This window comes from Kitasatospora sp. NPDC056651, assembly GCF_042792155.1.
Classification (GTDB): domain Bacteria; phylum Actinomycetota; class Actinomycetes; order Streptomycetales; family Streptomycetaceae; genus Kitasatospora.
This window is the reverse complement of the sequence record NZ_JBHTWX010000019.1, coordinates 1-17,900: the sequence shown is the minus strand read 5'-3', so window position 1 is coordinate 17,900 and position 17,900 is coordinate 1. Positions and strand designations below refer to the sequence as shown.

The 17,900-nt window shown below is 73.1% G+C and carries 14 protein-coding genes; 7 read left to right on the top strand and 7 right to left on the bottom strand.

Annotation, left to right across the window (positions count from 1 at the left end; all coding sequences use genetic code 11):
* Positions 1 to 110: 110 nt before the first annotated feature.
* Positions 111 to 2,390 carry an FdhF/YdeP family oxidoreductase gene (locus ACFRAR_RS10585; RefSeq protein WP_380697002.1) on the top strand — a complete coding sequence of 760 codons (2,280 nt, stop codon included), beginning with the start codon at positions 111 to 113 and terminating at the stop codon, positions 2,388 to 2,390.
* 69 nt (positions 2,391 to 2,459) lie between these two features.
* Here the strand turns inward: ACFRAR_RS10585 and ACFRAR_RS10580 are convergent, their stop codons facing one another.
* The gene (locus tag ACFRAR_RS10580; RefSeq protein ID WP_380697000.1) at positions 2,460 to 4,013 is read right to left on the bottom strand and encodes a C40 family peptidase; all 1,554 of its coding nucleotides are present in this window, start codon (positions 4,011 to 4,013) and stop codon (positions 2,460 to 2,462) included.
* Between the two features lie 338 nt (positions 4,014 to 4,351).
* Here ACFRAR_RS10580 and ACFRAR_RS10575 point away from each other — a divergent pair, with 338 nt between their 5' ends.
* Positions 4,352 to 5,539 (top strand): anion permease, encoded by a 1,188-nt coding sequence (locus tag ACFRAR_RS10575; protein WP_380696998.1) that lies wholly within the window; start codon positions 4,352 to 4,354, stop codon positions 5,537 to 5,539.
* Positions 5,540 to 5,565: 26 nt separating this feature from the next.
* Positions 5,566 to 5,817 carry a hypothetical protein gene (locus ACFRAR_RS10570; protein WP_380696996.1) on the top strand — a complete coding sequence of 84 codons (252 nt, stop codon included), beginning with the start codon at positions 5,566 to 5,568 and terminating at the stop codon, positions 5,815 to 5,817.
* An 89-nt stretch (positions 5,818 to 5,906) separates the two neighbouring features.
* Here ACFRAR_RS10570 and ACFRAR_RS10565 read toward each other — a convergent pair whose 3' ends face one another.
* Positions 5,907 to 7,460 carry an MDR family MFS transporter gene (locus ACFRAR_RS10565; protein WP_380696994.1) on the bottom strand — a complete coding sequence of 518 codons (1,554 nt, stop codon included), beginning with the start codon at positions 7,458 to 7,460 and terminating at the stop codon, positions 5,907 to 5,909.
* 181 nt (positions 7,461 to 7,641) lie between these two features.
* A complete protein-coding gene (locus tag ACFRAR_RS10560; RefSeq protein ID WP_380696992.1) occupies positions 7,642 to 8,091 on the bottom strand; it encodes a MarR family winged helix-turn-helix transcriptional regulator in 450 nt (149 codons plus the stop codon).
* 126 nt (positions 8,092 to 8,217) lie between these two features.
* On the opposite strand from ACFRAR_RS10560, the gene ACFRAR_RS10555 reads away from it, so the two are divergent.
* Positions 8,218 to 9,258, top strand: a complete 1,041-nt coding sequence (locus ACFRAR_RS10555; protein ID WP_380696990.1) for a DUF3533 domain-containing protein — start codon at positions 8,218 to 8,220, stop codon at positions 9,256 to 9,258.
* Positions 9,259 to 9,447: 189 nt separating this feature from the next.
* Here ACFRAR_RS10555 and ACFRAR_RS10550 read toward each other — a convergent pair whose 3' ends face one another.
* The 4 genes from ACFRAR_RS10550 to ACFRAR_RS10535 form a co-directional block, all read right to left on the bottom strand.
* Positions 9,448 to 10,608: an ROK family protein gene (locus ACFRAR_RS10550; RefSeq protein ID WP_380697102.1), complete on the bottom strand. Its 1,161-nt coding sequence runs from the start codon at positions 10,606 to 10,608 to the stop codon at positions 9,448 to 9,450.
* Positions 10,609 to 10,674: 66 nt separating this feature from the next.
* Positions 10,675 to 11,271 (bottom strand): GtrA family protein, encoded by a 597-nt coding sequence (locus ACFRAR_RS10545; RefSeq protein ID WP_380696988.1) that lies wholly within the window; start codon positions 11,269 to 11,271, stop codon positions 10,675 to 10,677.
* A 135-nt stretch (positions 11,272 to 11,406) separates the two neighbouring features.
* Positions 11,407 to 13,800, bottom strand: coding sequence for an endopeptidase La (gene lon / locus ACFRAR_RS10540; protein WP_380696986.1), 2,394 nt, complete (start codon positions 13,798 to 13,800; stop codon positions 11,407 to 11,409).
* 218 nt (positions 13,801 to 14,018) lie between these two features.
* Positions 14,019 to 14,786, bottom strand: coding sequence for a rhomboid-like protein (locus ACFRAR_RS10535; protein WP_380696984.1), 768 nt, complete (start codon positions 14,784 to 14,786; stop codon positions 14,019 to 14,021).
* Positions 14,787 to 15,343: 557 nt separating this feature from the next.
* On the opposite strand from ACFRAR_RS10535, the gene ACFRAR_RS10530 reads away from it, so the two are divergent.
* The 3 genes from ACFRAR_RS10530 to ACFRAR_RS10520 form a co-directional block, all read left to right on the top strand.
* Positions 15,344 to 16,081 carry a response regulator transcription factor gene (locus ACFRAR_RS10530; protein ID WP_030057574.1) on the top strand — a complete coding sequence of 246 codons (738 nt, stop codon included), beginning with the start codon at positions 15,344 to 15,346 and terminating at the stop codon, positions 16,079 to 16,081.
* 79 nt (positions 16,082 to 16,160) lie between these two features.
* Positions 16,161 to 17,348 carry a sensor histidine kinase gene (locus ACFRAR_RS10525; RefSeq protein WP_380696983.1) on the top strand — a complete coding sequence of 396 codons (1,188 nt, stop codon included), beginning with the start codon at positions 16,161 to 16,163 and terminating at the stop codon, positions 17,346 to 17,348.
* A gap of 233 nt (positions 17,349 to 17,581) precedes the next feature.
* A partial coding sequence (locus tag ACFRAR_RS10520) for a hypothetical protein (protein ID WP_380696981.1) occupies positions 17,582 to 17,900 on the top strand: 319 nt, incomplete at its 3' end.

The window sequence follows — 17,900 nt, the reverse complement described above, 5'->3', positions numbered from 1 at the left end:
GCCCAGACTCTACCGACGGCCCTCCCCTCGCGACGGAGCCGGTGGAAGGATGGACGGAGGACCCCGCGACGGTGCGGCGGCCCGGACCAGCGGAACCGAGGAGCGCAGTCATGGCCAAGCAGGCCCCGCAGAGCGACCCGGCACAGGACGCCCCCGAGGTGTCCGCGCCCCAGCACGCGGCCGCCGGGCTGCCCGCCGTCGGCCACAGCCTGCGGATGGCCACCGAGCAGATGGGCGCCCGCCGCACCCTGGCCACCCTGCTCAAGGTCAACCAGCCGAACGGCTTCGACTGCCCCGGCTGCGCCTGGCCCGAGCCGGACAAGCCCCACACCGCCGAGTTCTGCGAGAACGGCGCCAAGGCCGTCGCCGAGGAGGCCACCGAGCGCCGCGTCCGCGCCGAGTTCTTCGCCGCCCACCCGGTCGCCGACCTGGCCGAGCGCTCCGGCTACTGGCTCGGCCAGCAGGGCCGGCTCACCCGGCCGATGCTGCTCGACGAGGGCGCCACCCACTACACGCCGGTCTCCTGGGACGACGCCTTCGCGCTGATCGCCGAGGAGCTGAGGGCCCTGGACACCCCGGACGGCGCGGCCTTCTACACCTCCGGCCGGACCAGCAACGAGGCCGCCTTCGCGTACCAGCTGTTCGCCCGCCGGCTCGGCACCAACAACCTGCCGGACTGCTCCAACATGTGCCACGAGTCCTCCGGCTCGGCGCTCACGGAGACGATCGGCGTCGGCAAGGGCAGCGTCAGCCTCAAGGACCTCTACCAGGCCGACCTGATCATCGTGGCCGGCCAGAACCCGGGCACCAACCACCCCCGGATGCTCTCCGCCCTGGAGCGCGCCAAGCGGGCCGGCGCCACCATCGTCAGCGTCAACCCGCTGCCGGAGGCCGGGCTGGAGCGGTTCAAGAACCCCCAGCACGCGCGCGGCCTGGCCGGCCACGGCACCAAGCTGACCGACCTCTTCCTCCAGATCCGCCTCGGCGGCGACCTCGCGCTGTTCCGGGCGCTCAACCGGATCGTCCTGGAACAGGACGGGGTCGACCGCGGGTTCGTCGCCGAACACTGCCACGGCTTCGAGGAGTTCGAGGCCCAGGCGCTGGAGACCGGGCGGGACGAGGTGCTCGCGGCGACCGGCCTGCCCTGGGAGCAGATCGAGGAACTCGGCCGGCTGGTGCTGAAGTCCGAGAAGATCATCGTCTGCTGGGCGATGGGCCTCACCCAGCACAAGCACGCCGTGCCGACCATCCGCGAGGTGGTCAACTTCCTGCTGCTGCGCGGCAACGTCGGCCGCCCCGGCGCCGGGGTCTGCCCGGTGCGCGGGCACAGCAACGTCCAGGGCGACCGGACGATGGGCATCTTCGAACGCCCGAGCACCGCGTTCCTGGACGCGCTGGGCAAGGAGTTCGGCTTCGAGCCGCCGCGCGAGCACGGCTTCGACTCGGTGGACACCATCCGCGCGATGCGCGACGGCCGGATCGGGGTCTTCTTCGCGATGGGCGGCAACTTCGTCGCGGCCACCCCGGACACCGAGGTCACCGAGGCCGCGATGCGCCGCTGCCGGCTGACCGTCCACGTCTCCACCAAGCTCAACCGCTCGCACGTGGTCACCGGCGCCCGCGCCCTGATCCTGCCCACCCTGGGCCGCACCGACCGGGACGTCACCGCGCGCGGCGCCCAGTTCGTCAGCGTCGAGGACTCGATGGGCCAGGTGCACTCCTCGCGCGGCGGCCTGCGCCCGCCCGCGCCCGGCATCCTCTCCGAGACCGCGATCGTCTGCCGCCTGGCCCGCGCCGTGCTCGGGCCGCGGGACACCGTGCCCTGGGAGGACTTCGCCGAGGACTACGACGCCCTGCGCGACCGGATCGCCCGCGTCGTCCCGGGCTTCGAGGACTACAACGACAAGGTCCGACACCCCGGCGGCTTCACCCTGCCGCACGGCCCCCGGGACACCCGCACCTTCCCCACCGCCACCGGCAGGGCCAACTTCTCGGTCAACCCGCTGACCGCCCCCGAGGTCCCGCCGGGTCGGCTGCTGCTCCAGACCCTGCGCTCGCACGACCAGTACAACACCACCGTCTACGGCCTCGACGACCGCTACCGCGGCATCAAGGGCGGCCGCCGGGTGGTCCTGGTCAACCCCGCGGACGCCGCCGAGCTCGGGCTCACCGACGGCGGGTACGTCGACCTGGTCAGCGAGTGGAAGGACGGCGTGGAACGCCGCGCCCCGCACTTCCGGGTGGTCCACTACCCCGTCGCCCGCGGCGGCGCGGCGGCCTACTACCCGGAGACCAACGTCCTGGTGCCGCTCGACTCCACCGCCGACATCAGCAACACCCCCACCTCGAAGGCCGTCGTCATCCGCTTCGCCCCCGACAGCGGCGCGTAACCGCCCCCGGCCGCGCGAAGGCCGCCCCGCGTCCGGTGACGCGGAGCGGCCTCCCCGGCAGTGGCCGGGTCAGTTCGTCGGCGTGCCCAGCGGCAGGGTGGCGGTGGCGCTGCCCGGCGCAGAGGCGCTCGCCGAGCCCGTCCAGCTCGGGCTGCCACCGGTCGGGCCGCCGCCGGTCGGACTTCCCGTGCCGGTCGGGGTGGGCGTCCCCGGAGTGCTGGTCGGGGTCGGGGTGCCCGGCGTCTCCGTCGGGGTCGGGGTCGGGGTGCCCGGAGCGGTCGGCGTCCCCGGGTCGGTCGGCGTCCCCGGGTCGGTCGGCGTACCGGTGCCCCCCGGCGTGCCGGTCGGCGTCCCCGGCGTGGTCGGCGGCGTCACCCCGCCGCCCGGGGCCGGCGGGGCCGGCACCTGCTTGACCGGGCTCGGCGCGATCGGCGTCGCGGCGTCCCAGCCCGACGGCAGGTCGGGCACCTTCCAGGAGCCGCCCGCCTCGTCCGCCGCGCCGGACGGGTCCGGCCGGACGGCACCGAGGATCGGCATCGAGCCGATCGGCGAGATCTTGATGAACGCCCCGGGGCGCGGCGCCTGCACGACCAGCCCGCCGCCGATGTACATCCCGATGTGCGAGGCGTCCTGGAAGTACACCACCAGGTCGCCGGGCCGCAGCTGGTTGAGCGCCACGTGCGGCAGCTGCGCCCACTGCTCCTGGCTGGTGCGCGGGATCGCCTTGCCGGCGTGCAGCCAGGCCTGCGAGGTGAGGCCGGAGCAGTCGTAGGAGTCCGGTCCGGTGCCGCCCCACAGGTACGGCTTGCCCAACTGCGCCAGCGCGAAGACCACGGCCGCGCGCCCCTGGAGGGAGGGCGTGCGCTCCCCCTTGCCGAGCGCCCCGGAGGCGAGGAACGCGAGCTGCGCCTCGTCCGCCTTGGCCTTCTCCAGCTGCTCCAGTTCGGCCCGCTGGGCACCGGTCAGCGAGGAGACCAGCTGCTCGACCGCGGCGAGGTCGACGGCGGCCTTGGCCTTGGCCGCGTCCTGCTGGGCGACGAGCGCCTGGGAGGTCTTCAGCGCCTCCTCGCTCTCCTTCTTCAGTCCGTCCAGCACGTCCCGGTCGCTCTTCAGCTTGTCCAGGAACTCCGACTGCGAGCGGCTGGCCGCGGCGAGCAGCTCGGCGATGGTGACCGCCTCGTACGGGTCCTTGGAGAGCAGCAGCTCGGCGTACGCGGAGGCGGCCCCGTTGCGGTACTGCGCCGCGGCGAGCTGCGAGGCGATGTCGGTGCCGGCGTCGACCTGCTTCTGCTGGCGGTCCAGCCGGCCCTGGACGTCGGTGAGCGTGGTCTGCTGCTCCGCCACCTTGGCGACGGCGCCGTTGTACTGCTCGGTGGCGGCCTCGGCGCTCTGGTAGAGCGCGTGCAGCTGGTCGAGCATCGGGCCGAGGGTGGCCTTGGCCGCGGCGAGCGGGTCCGCGCCGGGGATGATCTGGCCGGTTCCCGGGTCGGGCGCGGCCCAGGCGGCCTGGGCCGCCACCGGCAGCGCGAGGGCCGCCGCCGCGAGGACGGCTCCGCAGCGCAGCGCCGCCCGGACCCAGGGCCGTACGGCTGTCGTTTCGGCTCTCTGTACCGCCCCGCTCATGCCCGTGGTCCTCCCCGCCGCGCACTGCCCCTGTCCCGGCTTCCCGGATCCCGCAGATCCTCCCACGGGTTACTCGCCGGAAACAGGGCGTGTGAGGACTGGGAGGTTAATTCTGGATTGACCTGTGAGACAGGTCTCAGCAAACCGGGTCGAACCGGCATGTTCTTCGCTAATGTCCAGTTCAGCGCGCCCGAAGTCACGAAGAAGAAAGCCAATGGTTACTCAAAGTCAACCTTTGGAACCACGATTCCCGGCTCAGTTCACCTTCCGTTTACCAAGCCGACCTACGGTCGCGACGTCATCAACGTCCGTGTGACAACTACGACGATTGTTTGGGTATGGAACACATCTCGTTCCTGGTGGCCGTTGTGATCATCACGGCGCTCGCCTTCGACTTCACCAACGGGTTCCACGACACCGCCAACGCGGCCGCCACCGCGATCGCGACCGGCGCCCTCCGCCCGAAGGTCGCGGTCACCATCGCGGCCCTGCTCAACTTCGCGGGTGCGTTCCTGTCCGTGAAGGTCGCCACCACCATCTCCGGCGGAATCGTCAACGAGAAGGCCGGCGTCCATCCCGAGATCATCTTCGCCGCCCTGGCCGGCGCGATCCTCTGGAACCTGCTGACCTGGCTGCGCGGTCTGCCGTCCAGTTCCTCGCACGCCCTGTACGGCGGGCTGATCGGCGCCACGATCGTCGGCGTCGGCATGAACGGCGTCAACTTCGACACCGTGATCACCAAGATCCTCATCCCGGCGGTCGCCTCCCCCTTCGTCGCCGGCCTCGCCTCCTGGGGCGCCACCAAGCTGGCCTACGCGATCACCCGCAAGGGCGACACCGCGGCCACCGAGAAGGGCTTCAAGACCGGCCAGGTCTTCTCCTCCTCGCTGATCTCGCTGGCGCACGGCACCAACGACGCCCAGAAGACGATGGGCATCATCACCCTGACCCTGGTCTCGGTCGGCGCCCTGCCGCACGGCGCGCTGCCCCCCACCTGGGTGATCGTCTCGGCCGGCGCCGCGATCGCGCTCGGCACCTACATGGGCGGCTGGCGGATCATCCGCTCGATGGGCAAGGGCCTGGCGGACATCCGCCCGCCCCAGGGCTTCGCCTCCGAGTCGGCCGCCGCGACCGTCATCCTGACCTCCTCGCACATGGGCTTCGGCCTCTCCACCACCCAGGTCTGCTCCGGCGGCATCATGGGCGCCGGTCTCGGCGGCCCGAAGGGCGAGCTGCGCTGGAGCCTGGTCCGCCGCATGGTCTACACCTGGGGCCTGACCCTGCCGGCCGCCGCGGTGGTCTCCGGCCTCGCGGCCCTGGTGGCCGAGCAGGGCAACTGGGGCATCGCCCTGGTCGGTGTCGTGCTGGTCGCCGGTTCGGCCGCGATGTGGGTGATCTCCCGCCGCCAGCCGGTCGGCGCGGACAACGTCAACGACGTCACCCCCGTCGAGGTCGCCCCGGTCGACGTCGCGCCGAACGCCGCGGCGAACACCCCCACCCCCGCCTCGACCACGGTCGCGGCCTGAGCACCTCAGGCTGAGGAGCACTCACCATGCACATCAAGTGGAACGCCCTGGCCCAGACCGCCGGACTCAGCTTCGGCATCACCGTCGCCGTGGTCGCCGTCTTCGCGCTCGGCATCCTGGCGCTGTCCCGCCGCGAGGCCGCGGCGGGCGCCGCCCGCGAGGGCGGGGGCGCCGGGTCCGCGGGCGGTGGCAGGCTCGCCCTGGCCGGCGCGTACGTCTGCTTCGCGCTCTGCGGCGCGGTCGTCCTCTACGGCCTGTCGCTGATCGCCGGCAAGTAACCGCAGCACCCGACGGCAACGGGCCGGGGAGTGTGTCGACACTCCCCGGCCCGTTCGCGTATCCGCCGACCGGTCGGCCCGCCCGCCGGTCAGTTCTCCTGGCTGGTCTTCAGCGCCGTCTCGCGGATGAACAGCACGGTGACGAAGGCCAGCAGCGCGAACGGGGCGGCCCACAGGAAGACGTTGCCGACGCCGTGGCCGAAGGCGTCCGTCACCAGCGGCACGATCGGGGCCGGCAGCTTGGCAAGGTCGGGGATGCCGCCGCCGGAGGCCGCGGGCGAGGCCGGGATGTGCGCGGCGGCCAGGTTCTCGGCCAGGTAGTGGCCGACCTTGTTGGTCATCAGCGCGCCGAGCGCCGAGACGCCCATCGCGCCGCCCATGGTGCGGAAGAAGGTGACCACCGAGCTGGCCGCGCCGAGCTCGTGCCGGGGCACCGTGTTCTGCACCGCGAGCACCAGGTTCTGGCTGGTCAGGCCGAGGCCGACGCCGGTGATCGCCATGTAGACGGAGAGCAGCACGTAGCTGGTGTCGGCCCGGGCGGTGCCGAGCAGGCCGAAGCCGACCGCGAGCAGCGCGGTGCCGGAGACCAGGTAGGCCTTCCACTTGCCGTACTTGGTGATCAGCCGGCCGACCACCGCGGAGGAGAGCGCCAGGCCGATGATCATCGGCAGGGTCATCAGACCGGCCACGGTCGGGGACTTGGCGCGGGCCAGCTGGAAGTACTGGCTGAGGAAGGTGGTCGCGCCGTACATCCCGACGCCGACCAGCACGCTGGCCAGCGCGGCCAGGGTGACGGTGCGGTACTTGAAGAGGCTCGGCGGGATGATCGGCTCGGCCGCGCGGCGCTCGATCGCGATGGCCAGGGCGCCCAGCAGCAGGCCGCCGCCGACCATGGCCACGGTCTGCCAGGACAGCCAGGCGTAGTTCTTGCCGGCCAGGGTGATCCAGATCATCAGCAGGCTGACCGAGGCGGTGATGACCACCGCGCCCAGGTAGTCGATCTTGGCCTTGCGCTTGACCACCGGCAGCTTGAGGGTCCGCTGCACCACCAGGATCGCGGCCAGCGCGAACGGGATGCCGACGTAGAAGCACCAGCGCCAGCCCAGCCAGGAGGTGTCCACGATGACGCCGCCGATCAGCGGGCCGCCGATGGTGGCGAGCGCGAAGACCGCGCCGAAGTAGCCGCTGTACCGGCCGCGCTCGCGCGGCGGGACCATCGCGGCCAGACAGATCTGGCCGAGCGCCACGACACCGCCGGCGCCGATGCCCTGGAGGGCGCGGCAGGCGATCAGCTCGCCGGTGTTCTGCGAGAGGCCGGCCAGCGCCGAGGTGCCGACGTAGATCAGCAGGGCGATCTGGAGCAGCAGCTTCTTGCTGGCGAGGTCGGACAGCTTGCCCCAGATCGGGGTGGAGGCGGTGAGGGTGAGCAGGGCCGCGGTGATGACCCAGGTGTACGCGGACTGGCCGCCGTGCAGGTCGGCCAGGATGTGCGGCAGGGCGTTGGAGACGATGGTCGAGGAGAGCACGGCCACGAACAGGCCGAGCAGGAGGCCGGAGAGGGCCTCCATCACCTGCCGGTGCGTCATCTGTGGACTGTCGGTCGCGGCGGCGGTTGCGCTCGCGGCCTCGGTGGTCACGGTCATCTGGGTCCTTCGGCGAGGCGGCCTTCGGCAAGGCGGGCGGGATGCGCGGATCATGAAATTTCGTTGCCGTAAGCAACCATAAGACTGGATGGTTGAGTTAGGCAACTTTCTTCAAGGGAAAGTAAAGCCCGCCCCCGAGCCCTCTCCCCGAGCCCCGGTCGCGCCGCCACGGACCGCCCGGTCACTCGACCGGCGGCTCCCCCAGTACGTCGTTGAAGCGGTGCAGCAGCACCGCGAAGCGGGCCACGTCCTCCGGCGACCAGTCGCCCATCACCTCGCGCACCCGCCGCATCCGCACGTCCCGCGCGGCCAGGAAGCGCCGCCGCCCGTCCTCGGTGAGCGAGACCAGCGCCGACCGGCGGTCCAGTGGATCCGCCTCCCGGGCCACCAGGCCCAGCTCCTCCAGCGTCCGGACCTGCCGGCTCACCGTCGCCTTGCCGACGGCGAAGTGCACGCCGACGTCCGTCACCCGCACCGGTCCGGCCTGCTCGATGTAGCCGAGGAGGCTGTACGCCATGCCCTCCAGCCCGGGGTGCACCCGTCGTGAGAGTTCCGCCACTCTGGCCCGGCCGCGCCGGAACATCAGCGCGACCTCCCGCTCCACCGCCACCAGGGCTTCCTCGTCGCTCACCGCGCCAGTATCGCGCAGCGACACCCGCCACAGCCCGGCGCGTGAGGTACGACGAGCGAACTAGTTCATGGTATTAAGTATCGGTTCTGGAAGTACCGTTTTTCCCCGATACGCAAGGAGATGTGGATGGCAGCCCCGGGGCAGGGTTTCGTCGCCGAGTTGAAGAATGCGGTCACCCCGCGCGCGGCACTGCTCGTGTTCGGAGTCCTGCTGCTCCAGCTCGGCTTCATCACCTCCTACATCGGGGCGCTGCACAAGCCCGCCCCGCAGAACCTCTCGATCGCGGTGGTCGCCCCGCCGCAGGTCGCCCCCAAGCTGGTCGGCGCGCTGGAGTCGGTGCCGAACGACGCCGTCCGGGCCTCCACCGCACCGGACGCCGAGACGGCGACCCGGCTGATCAAGGACCAGAAGCTCTACGCCGCACTGGTCGTGGACCCGACCTCCACCCAGGACACCCTTCTGGTCGGCAACGCCCGCGGCACCGCCGCCGCCAAGGCCGCCGAGACCATCACCACCGCGATCGACCAGAGCCAGGGCCGGACCGTCAAGGTCCAGGACGTGGTGCCGCTCGCCAAGGGCGACAACAACGGCCTCTCCGCCTTCTACCTGGTGATCGGCTGGTGCGTCGGCGGCTACCTGGTCGCCTCGATCCTCGGCATCAGCGCCGGCTCCAAGCCGGCCAACACCCACCGCCTGCTGATCCGCCTCGGCGTCCTCGCGGTGTACTCGATCGGGGCCGGCCTCCTCGGCACGGTGATCGCCGGACCGGTGCTGAACGCCCTGCCGGGCTCGGTCCTCGCCCTGAGCGCCGTCGGCGCCCTGGTGGTCTTCACGGTCGGCGCGTTCACCATGGCGCTCCAGTGCCTGTTCGACATCCTCGGCATCGGCGTCGCGGTGTTGATCTTCGTGGTGCTCGGCAACCCGAGCGCGGGCGGGGTCTACCCGGCCCCGATGACGCCGCCGTTCTGGCGGGCCATCGGCTCCTGGATCCCCAACGGCGCCGGTACCAGCGCCACCAAGTCGGTCGCCTACTTCGGCTCCACCAACCTGGGGATGCCGATCCTGGTCATGGTGGTCTGGGCGCTGATCGGCATCGGCGTCGCCCTGCTGGCCGTGCTGCGCGGCCCGCGCTCCGGCGGCCGCGAACTGGTGGCCGACGAGGCCTGAGCCTCCCGTCACCGATCGCCACCGATCGCCACCGATCGCCACCGAGCCCCCGGCCTCCCCAGGCCGGGGGCTCGGGCGCGTCCGGGGCAGCGGCCGCCGGACCGGCCGGGAGCCGGACAGCCGGCCCGGCACGCACCGCGCCCACCAGCGGGCCCCGGCAGCCCCGCGCCCGTCGTGGGCTCCTCCGGGTCAGCCGAGCGGCCCCGGGTCGGCGACCACCGCCCGCACCACCCGCACCGCCGCGCCCAGCAGCGGGCCCCGGCGGCCGAGCCGGGAGACGGTGAGCCGGTCGGCGGACCACGGCCGGACCGTCACCCGGGCGGCCAGCTCGGCGCGCATCGCGGGCAGCAGCCAGGGCGCCAGCCGGGCATAGCCGCCGCCGAGCACCACCTCGGCCGGATCCAGCAGGTTGACCGCCCCGGCGGCCGCGGTGCCGAGCGCCGCACCCGCCCCGGCCAGCGCGGCGCGGACCGCTCCGTCCCCGGCCCCGGCGCGGTCGGCGAGCAGCGCCACCCAGTCACCGCCGGCCCCGGCCAGGCCGGCCGCCCGCAGCACCGCCGCCTCGCCCGCGTACTGCTCCAGGCAGCCGTGCGCCCCGCAGGCGCAGCGCGGCCCGTCAGGGTGCACCGGTACGTGGCCGAACTCGCCGGCGAAGCCGCGCGCCCCGCGCAGCAGCCGGCCGCCGACCACGATCGCCGCGCCGACCCCGGCCTCGGCGGAGACGTACAGGAAGTCCTCCGGGCCCCCGGCCAACCAGTGCTCGGCCAGGCCGCCGAGGTTGGCCTCGTTGTCCGCCTCGATCGGCAGCCCGGCCAGGCCGCCGCCGACCGCGCGCAGCGCCGGGCGCAGTTCGGCGGCCAGCGGGACGTCCCGCCAGTCCAGGTTGGCGGCCCGCTGGAGCACTCCGTCGAAGGCTCCGACCAGTCCGGGCACGGCCAGGGTGAGCCCGGCCGGGCGCAGCCCCGCCTCGGCGACGGCCTCGCTCAGCAGTCCGGCGAGGTCGGCCATGACGGCGGCGGGCTCGCGGCCGTGGTTGGAGACCTCCCGGCGCCGGGCGGCGCGGACCTCGCCGCGCAGGTCGACCACGCAGGCGCCCAGGTGCCGGACCCCGATCTCGGCGCCGAGGCCGCCGGGCCCGGCCGGGTTGAGGCCGAGGGCGGTGCCGGGGCGGCCGACCCTGCCGTTGGACGCGGCGGGCCCCTCCTCGACCACCAGGCCGGCGGCGATCAGCTGTTCGGCGAGGGAGGAGACGGCGGCCCTGGTCAGTCCCGTCCCGGCGGCCACCTCGGCGCGCGAGCGCGGGCCGCTCGCGATCACCCCGAGCACCAGGGCCAGGTTGGCCCGCCGCATCCCCTGCTGGCTGGCGGGCCCGGTCCGGAGGGCGTCCGGCTCGCGCACAACGCTCACCTCGCCCCTTTACGGCACATCCCGTGGCATCTCGGGTGCAGCGTAGCCGGGTTCCGGGGCGACCGCCGGGATCGGGGCGGGCTCGGCGGGCGGGGTGGGTAGGGCGGGCGGGGTGGGTGGGGCGGTCTCGGCGAGCGGGGCGAAGACCCACCGCCGCATCGCCCAGTAGCGGAACAGCATCGCCACGAAGGTGCCGACGACCATTCCGCTGAGGAAGTCCGCGACCTCCTGCCGGAAGGGGTCGACGTACGGCTCCCGGAGGTCCAGCAGGTACCGGGAGACCGCCAGCGGCATGTCGTTGACGGCGATCGCCACCGTGCTGACCAGGACGAACATCAGCACCTCGCGCCGGCGCCCGTCGGCCCGGAAGGCCCAGCGGCGGTTCAGCACGTACGAGACCGCGGTGCCGATCACGGTCGCGACCGTCAGCGCGACCACCGGCTTGCGCTCCAGCACGGTGGACTTGAGCTCGAAGTCGATCACCGTGGTGAGCACGAAGCAGCCGCTCCCGACCAGCAGGAACTTCACCAGCCGGCGGTGCCGCACCAGGAGCGGCCGCAGCCGGTCGGGCACCCTGGCCAGGGCCCGCTGCGTGGGGGACGGCATCTCCGCAGTGTCGCACGCGCGGGTGCCGCCGGCCCGTCAGATCGCCGCGGCGGCCGGGGACATCGGATGCCCGGGCCGCCACGGCGGGCGGCCCGGGCGCCGGTCAGGCGGTCAGGCGGTCATGCGGTCAGGCGGTCAGGCGGCCACCAGCACCGCGGCCGGCTCCAGCGCCAGCCGCAGCACCTCCCGCACGTCCGCCACCGGGTGGACGGTGAGCCGCCCCAGCACCTCGGCCGGGACGTCGTCCAGGTCGGCCTCGTTGCGCTTGGGGATGATCACCGTGGTGATCCCGGCCCGGTCGGCGGCGAGCAGCTTCTGCTTCACCCCGCCGATCGGCAGCACCCGCCCGGTCAGCGACACCTCGCCCGTCATCGCCACGTCGGTGCGCACCTTGCGGCCGGAGAGCAGCGAGGCCAGCGCCGTGGTCATGGTGATTCCGGCGCTCGGCCCGTCCTTGGGGACGGCCCCGGCCGGGACGTGCAGGTGCACGCCGCGGTCGCGCAGCGAGGTGACCGGCAGTTCCAGCTCGGCCCCGCGCGAGCGCAGGAAGGAGAGCGCGATGTGCGCGGACTCCTTCATCACGTCGCCCAGCTGGCCGGTCAGCGTGAGCCCGGTGCCACCGGTCTCGGCGTCGGCCAGCGAGGCCTCGATGTAGAGGACGTCGCCGCCGGCGCCCGTCACCGCGAGGCCGGTGGCCACGCCGGGGACGGCGGTGCGGCGCTCGGCCGGCTCGTGGGCGGACTCCGGCACGTGGTGCGGCCGGCCGATCAGGGCGCGCAGGTCCCGCGCGCCGACCGCGGCGGGCAGCTCGCGCTCGCCCAGCTCGGCCTGCGCGGCGATCTTGCGCAGCACCCGGGCGATCGAGCGCTCCAGGTTCCGGACGCCGGCCTCCCGGGTGTACTCCCCGGCGAGCCCGCGCAGCGCCTCCTCGTCCACGGTGACCTGCTCGCCGCCGAGCCCGGCCTTCTCCAGCTGGCGCGGGAGCAGGTGGTCGCGGGCGATGACGACCTTCTCGTCCTCGGTGTAGCCGTCCAGCCGGACCAGCTCCATCCGGTCGAGCAGCGGCTCGGGGATGGCCTCCAGCACGTTGGCGGTGGCGAGGAAGACGACGTCGGAGAGGTCGAGCTCGACCTCCAGGTAGTGGTCGCGGAAGGTGTGGTTCTGCGCCGGGTCCAGCACCTCCAGCAGGGCCGCGGCCGGGTCGCCCCGGTAGTCGGAGCCCACCTTGTCGATCTCGTCGAGCAGGACGACCGGGTTCATCGAGCCGGCCTCCTTGATCGCCCGCACCAGCCGGCCGGGCAGCGCGCCGACGTAGGTGCGCCGGTGGCCGCGGATCTCCGCCTCGTCCCGGACGCCGCCGAGCGCGACCCGGACGAACTCGCGGCCCATCGCCCGGGCGACGGACTGGCCGAGCGAGGTCTTTCCGGTGCCGGGCGGGCCGACCAGGGCCAGCACGGCGCCCCCTCGGCGGCCGCCGACCTGCGCGAGCCCCTGGTCGGCCCGGCGCTTGCGGACGGCCAGGTACTCGACGATCCGGTCCTTGACGTCGGCGAGGCCGGCGTGGTCGGCGTCCAGCACCGCGCGGGCGCCGGCGATGTCGTACGCGTCCTCGGTGCGCTCGTTCCAGGGCAGCTCCAGGACGGTGTCCAGCCAGGTGCGGATCCAGGAGCCCTCGGGCGACTGGTCGGAGGCCCGCTCCAGCTTGTCGACCTCCTTGAGCGCGGCCTCACGGACCTTCTCCGGCAGGTCGGCGGCCTCGACCCGGGCGCGGTAGTCGCCCTCCTCGTCGACGGCCTCGCCGTTCAGCTCGGCCAGCTCCTTGCGGACGGCCTCCAGCTGTCGGCGGAGCAGGAACTCCTTCTGCTGCTTGGCCACGCCCTCCTCGACGTCCTTGCGGATGGTGTCGTTGACCTCCTCCTCCGCGAGGTGGTCGCGCAGCAGGCCGAGCGCGTACTCCAGACGGGCGACCTGGTCGGCCTCCAGCAGCACCTTGAGCTTCTGCTCGGCGGTGGCGAAGGGCGCGTAGCCGATGTTGTCGGCGAGCTCGCCGACGCCCTCGATCTGCGCCACCCGGTCGACGACCTGCCAGGCGCCGCGCTTGCGCAGCCACTGGGTGGACAGCGCCTTGTACTCCTTGACCAGCTCGGCGGCCCGGCCGGCCACCGGCATGCCGACGGAGGACTCCTTGAAGGGTGTGGTCTCCACCCAGAGGGCGGCGCCGGGGCCGGTGGTGCCGACCCCGATCCGGACTCGGCGCACGGCGCGCACCAGCGCCGCGGGGTCGCCGTCGGCCAGCCGGCCGACCTGCTCCACGGTGGCCAGGGTGCCGGCCGCGGCGTACGAGCCGTCCACCCGGGGCACCAGCAGGACCTGCGGCTTGCCGGCGCCGGCGGCCGCGGCCCGGGCGGCCTCGACCGCCGCGCGCACCTCGGTGTCCTTCAGGTCCAGCGGGACGACCATCCCCGGCAGGACGACCTCGTCGTCGAGCGGCAGCACCGGCAGGGTGAGCGGTGTGGACGTGGATGCCATGATCTCTCCCCAGTCATCGAACTTGAGTCGACCTGACTAAGGCTTGGCGGGCGGCAGATGTTCCCGACGCCCGGTTCGCCGTGAGCGAACAGGAATCGACGCGGAACGCGCCACGCCCGACTCCGTCAAAAGAGCCCCAAAAGCGCATGAAGAGAACCTCAAGAGAACCTGATGAAAAGGTCACCGCGGCCCGGGCGGACCCCGCCCGGGCGGCGGCGTCAACGCGCCGTCCGCACCCGCGCGGGAGCGCTCCCGGCGGCCGTCGCCGCGGCCGGACGCGGCGGCGGCGGACGCCGCTCGGCCCGGCGCAGCCAGCGCCACAGCGCGACCCCGGTGAGCACCGCCGCCGGGTGCCCCACCCCGGTGATCACGTCCTTGTCGGTGGCGATCTGCTCGGCGATCATCAGCCCGGCACCGCCCAGCGCGAGCAGCCGCCCGCGCCAGGAGAGCAGCCCGGCCACCGCCCCCAGGCAGGCCAGCACGCCGTAGCTGACCCCGATGTCCAGGTAGTCCATCGCCTCGGGCGCCATCCGCCCGGTCTCCACCGCGGTGATCACCACCCCCTGGGAGAGCAGCGTCGCCACGACGTGCCCGGCCGCGAACACCGCCGCCGCCCGGGCCGGACCGACCTTCCGCTCCAGCGGCGCCAGCGTGAACGCGAATCCCCACAGGTACGGCATCCACACCTCGCCGGCCACCCAGAATCCGCTCAGCACAAGGGCGCGCAAAGGATGCTGGAGCAGGTTGTGCCCGTCCGAACTGGAGGCTTCCTGCAAGCGCTGGACGAGTTCCGGATCGGCGACCTTGGCAAAGGTCGTGGTGGCTCCCACGACAGCGAGATATCCGAGCGTGAAGGGCGTCCGCCGGGGTGTCGGCACCCGCTCCAGCAGCCACTCCAGGACGCCGGTGCGCAGCCCGAGGCGGAGCATTCCGTACGGCGCCCCCGCGGTCCCGTACCCGCCGGCGCCCTGCCGCAGCCCTGCCATGCCGTCTCCGCTCCACGTCGCGCCCACCGGCCCCGCAGATGCCCAACGTACCGGCGCGCGGCGCGGAATCCACCCCTCCGGGCGCCGTCGCGGTCACCGTACGTCGAGGTTATGAGAGGCACCTGGGAAAAGACGGTGAAGGCCGTCGCCGCGGCGGACCGCCGGATTCCCGACATTGGTCCAGACCTTCTCCCGATTAACGCGACAGCAGGGCCTCTGACCGGCGACTTGGCGTCAACTGGACTGCATACGTACCGTTACGCAGTGAAAATTCGCCGGGTAAGGTATCGGCCCGTGCCCACTCGTGCGGTGGGCCCGAGGGCGGCCCGACAGCCGGCCCACGGGCCGGAAACGTCCGGTCCACCTGCCGGGAAGCATCCGCTGTCCGTACGCTGCGAAGTGCGCGGGAGAAGTGGGCGGCCGACCATCCGTCCTCGGCTCCCGATCGCGCGACGGGACGGCGGACCCGGCACAGTCCACGACGGAACAAGACTACGAGCGGAGCCCGCCATCCCCACGGGTGGCCGGCCCGCAGCCCTGGGGGCGGTGGCGTGACCGTGACAGAAATTCAGCAGGACAACCACAACACCGGTGGCACTGTGAGCAGCCAGCGCAGAGTCCTGGTGGTGGAGGACGAGCCCACGATCGCCGAGTCGATCGCCGCCCGGCTGGGCGCCGAGGGCTTCAAGGTCGCCGTGGCCCACGACGGCCCCGGCGCGGTCGACGGCTTCCACACCTGGCAGCCGGACCTGGTGGTCCTCGACATCATGCTGCCCGGCTTCGACGGCCTGGAGGTGTGCCGCCGGATCCAGGCCCAGCGCCCGGTGCCGGTGCTGATGCTGACCGCCCGCGACGACGAGACGGACCTGCTGGTCGGCCTCGGCGTCGGCGCCGACGACTACATGACCAAGCCGTTCTCGATGCGCGAGCTGGCCGCCCGCGTCAACGTCCTGCTGCGCCGCGTCGAGCGCGCCCAGCAGGCCGCCCGCACGCCCGCGCTGGGCAGCCTGCGCTTCGGCGAGCTGGAGATCGACCACGTGCAGCGCCGGGTCCGGCTGGCCTCGGGCGACGTCCACCTGACGCCGACCGAGTTCGACCTGCTCGCCTGCCTGGCCGCCCAGCCGCGCGCGGTGCTCACCCGCGAGCAGCTGCTGGCCGAGGTGTGGGACTGGACCGACGCCTCCGGCACCCGCACCGTGGACAGCCACGTCAAGGCGCTGCGCCGGAAGATCGGCGCCAGCTGGATCCGCACCGTCCACGGCGTCGGCTACGCGCTGGAGGCCCCGCTCTCCTGACGGCGCCCCTCGGACGACGGGCCACCGGGGGCCCGCGCCGGGGACGACGCCGTGCCACCAGCGGGGACCACAGGGGACGATGACCTTTCCACAGCAACGCAACGGGGAATCCGACGGCACGCGGCCGCGGAACCTGGCCGCCCGTGTCGCCCACCGGGTCTGGACCGACATCCGGCCGCTCGACCCGGTCCGCTCGATCAAGGGCAAGCTCGCGCTGCTCGTGGTCGTCTCCGTGTTCCTGGCCACCGGGATGGTGGTGATGGCGATCCGGTCCGAGACCCAGATCCGGATCATCATGGTCTTCTCCATGATCGCCTCGCTGCTCTTCATGCAGTTCCTCGCGCACGGGCTGACCGCCCCCCTGCGCGAGATGACGGCCGCCGCCCGCGCGATGGCCTCCGGCGACTACAGCCGCCGGGTCGAGGTGAACTCGCGTGACGAGATCGGCGAGCTGGCGTCCGCCTTCAACGCGATGGCCGCCGACCTCCACGCCGCCGACCGGCACCGCCGCGAGCTGGTCGCCAACGTCTCGCACGAGCTGCGCACGCCCATCGCCGCGCTGCGCGCCGTCCTGGAGAACGTGGTGGACGGCGTCGTCCAGCCCAATCCGGCCACCCTGGGGGCCGCGCTGGAGCAGACCGAGCGGCTCGGCCGCCTGGTCACCCACCTGCTCGACCTCTCCAAGATCGACGACGGCGTGGTCGACCTGGACGCCCGCCGCTTCGAGGTGCGCGAGTTCCTGGACGGCGTGCTGCGCGGGGTCACCGTGGACGGCGCGACGGCAGGCGGCGCCTTCTCCCGGCGCGGGGACGTCCGGCTGGCCCTGGAGGTCAACCCGGCCGGCCTGACCGGCGTGGCGGACCCGGAGCGGCTCCACCAGGTGGTCGCCAACCTGGTCGACAACGCCTGCAAGCACTCCCCGCCCGGCGGCACCGTGACGGTACGGGCACGGCCCGAGGGCGAGGCCGGCGGCCTGCTGCTGGAGGTCGAGGACGAGGGCCCCGGCATCCCGCCGGCCGACCGCACCCGGGTCTTCGAGCGGTTCGGGCGCAGCGGCACCGCGACCGCCGCCGGACCGGGCGCGGACGGCGGCACCGGACTGGGCCTGGCCATCGCCCGCTGGGCCGTCGACCTGCACGGGGGGCGGATCGCGGTGGCCGAGTCCCCGCGCGGCTGCCGGATCGAGGTCCGGCTGCCCGGGCAGCGCCAGGGTGACGGTCGGGACATTTGTCACAAGTCCGACACAGAGCCCGGCGAAGATCGCTAGAGGATTTGGCCGAGTTTTTGTCCGGTTTCGCCCAAGTTTAGGCCCTGTTCGGCATCGATCGCTTCCCCTCAGATACGGCTTCCTAACGCACTTTTTCAGCCAAAGTGCAGGTCAGGACTGTGATCTGGGCGACGCCTGGGCCTCGGGGACTGCGCGATCACCGGTCAGGGGCGTAGCCTTAATCCCCGCTGTCCAAACATCCCAAAAGGAAGCGGAAGAGGGCGGTTGCCGCCGTGTCGCCACAGTCCCCTGAAACCCCCAACAGCTCGGCAAGCTCCACTGGCTTCGGCCCGAATGAGTGGCTCGTCGACGAGATCTACCAGCAGTACCTCCAGGACCCGAACTCGGTCGACCGAGCCTGGTGGGACTTTTTCGCCGACTACAAGCCCGGTACCGAGGTGACCCCAGTGACCCAGGCCGCGACCCAGGCCGGCTCCGCGCCGACCCCTGCCGCTGCCCCCGCGCCCGCTGCTGCTGCGGCCGCGCCCGCCGCCCCGGCCGCCCCGGCCCCGGCTCCGGCCGCTGCCCCGGCTCCGGCCGCTGCCCCGGCTC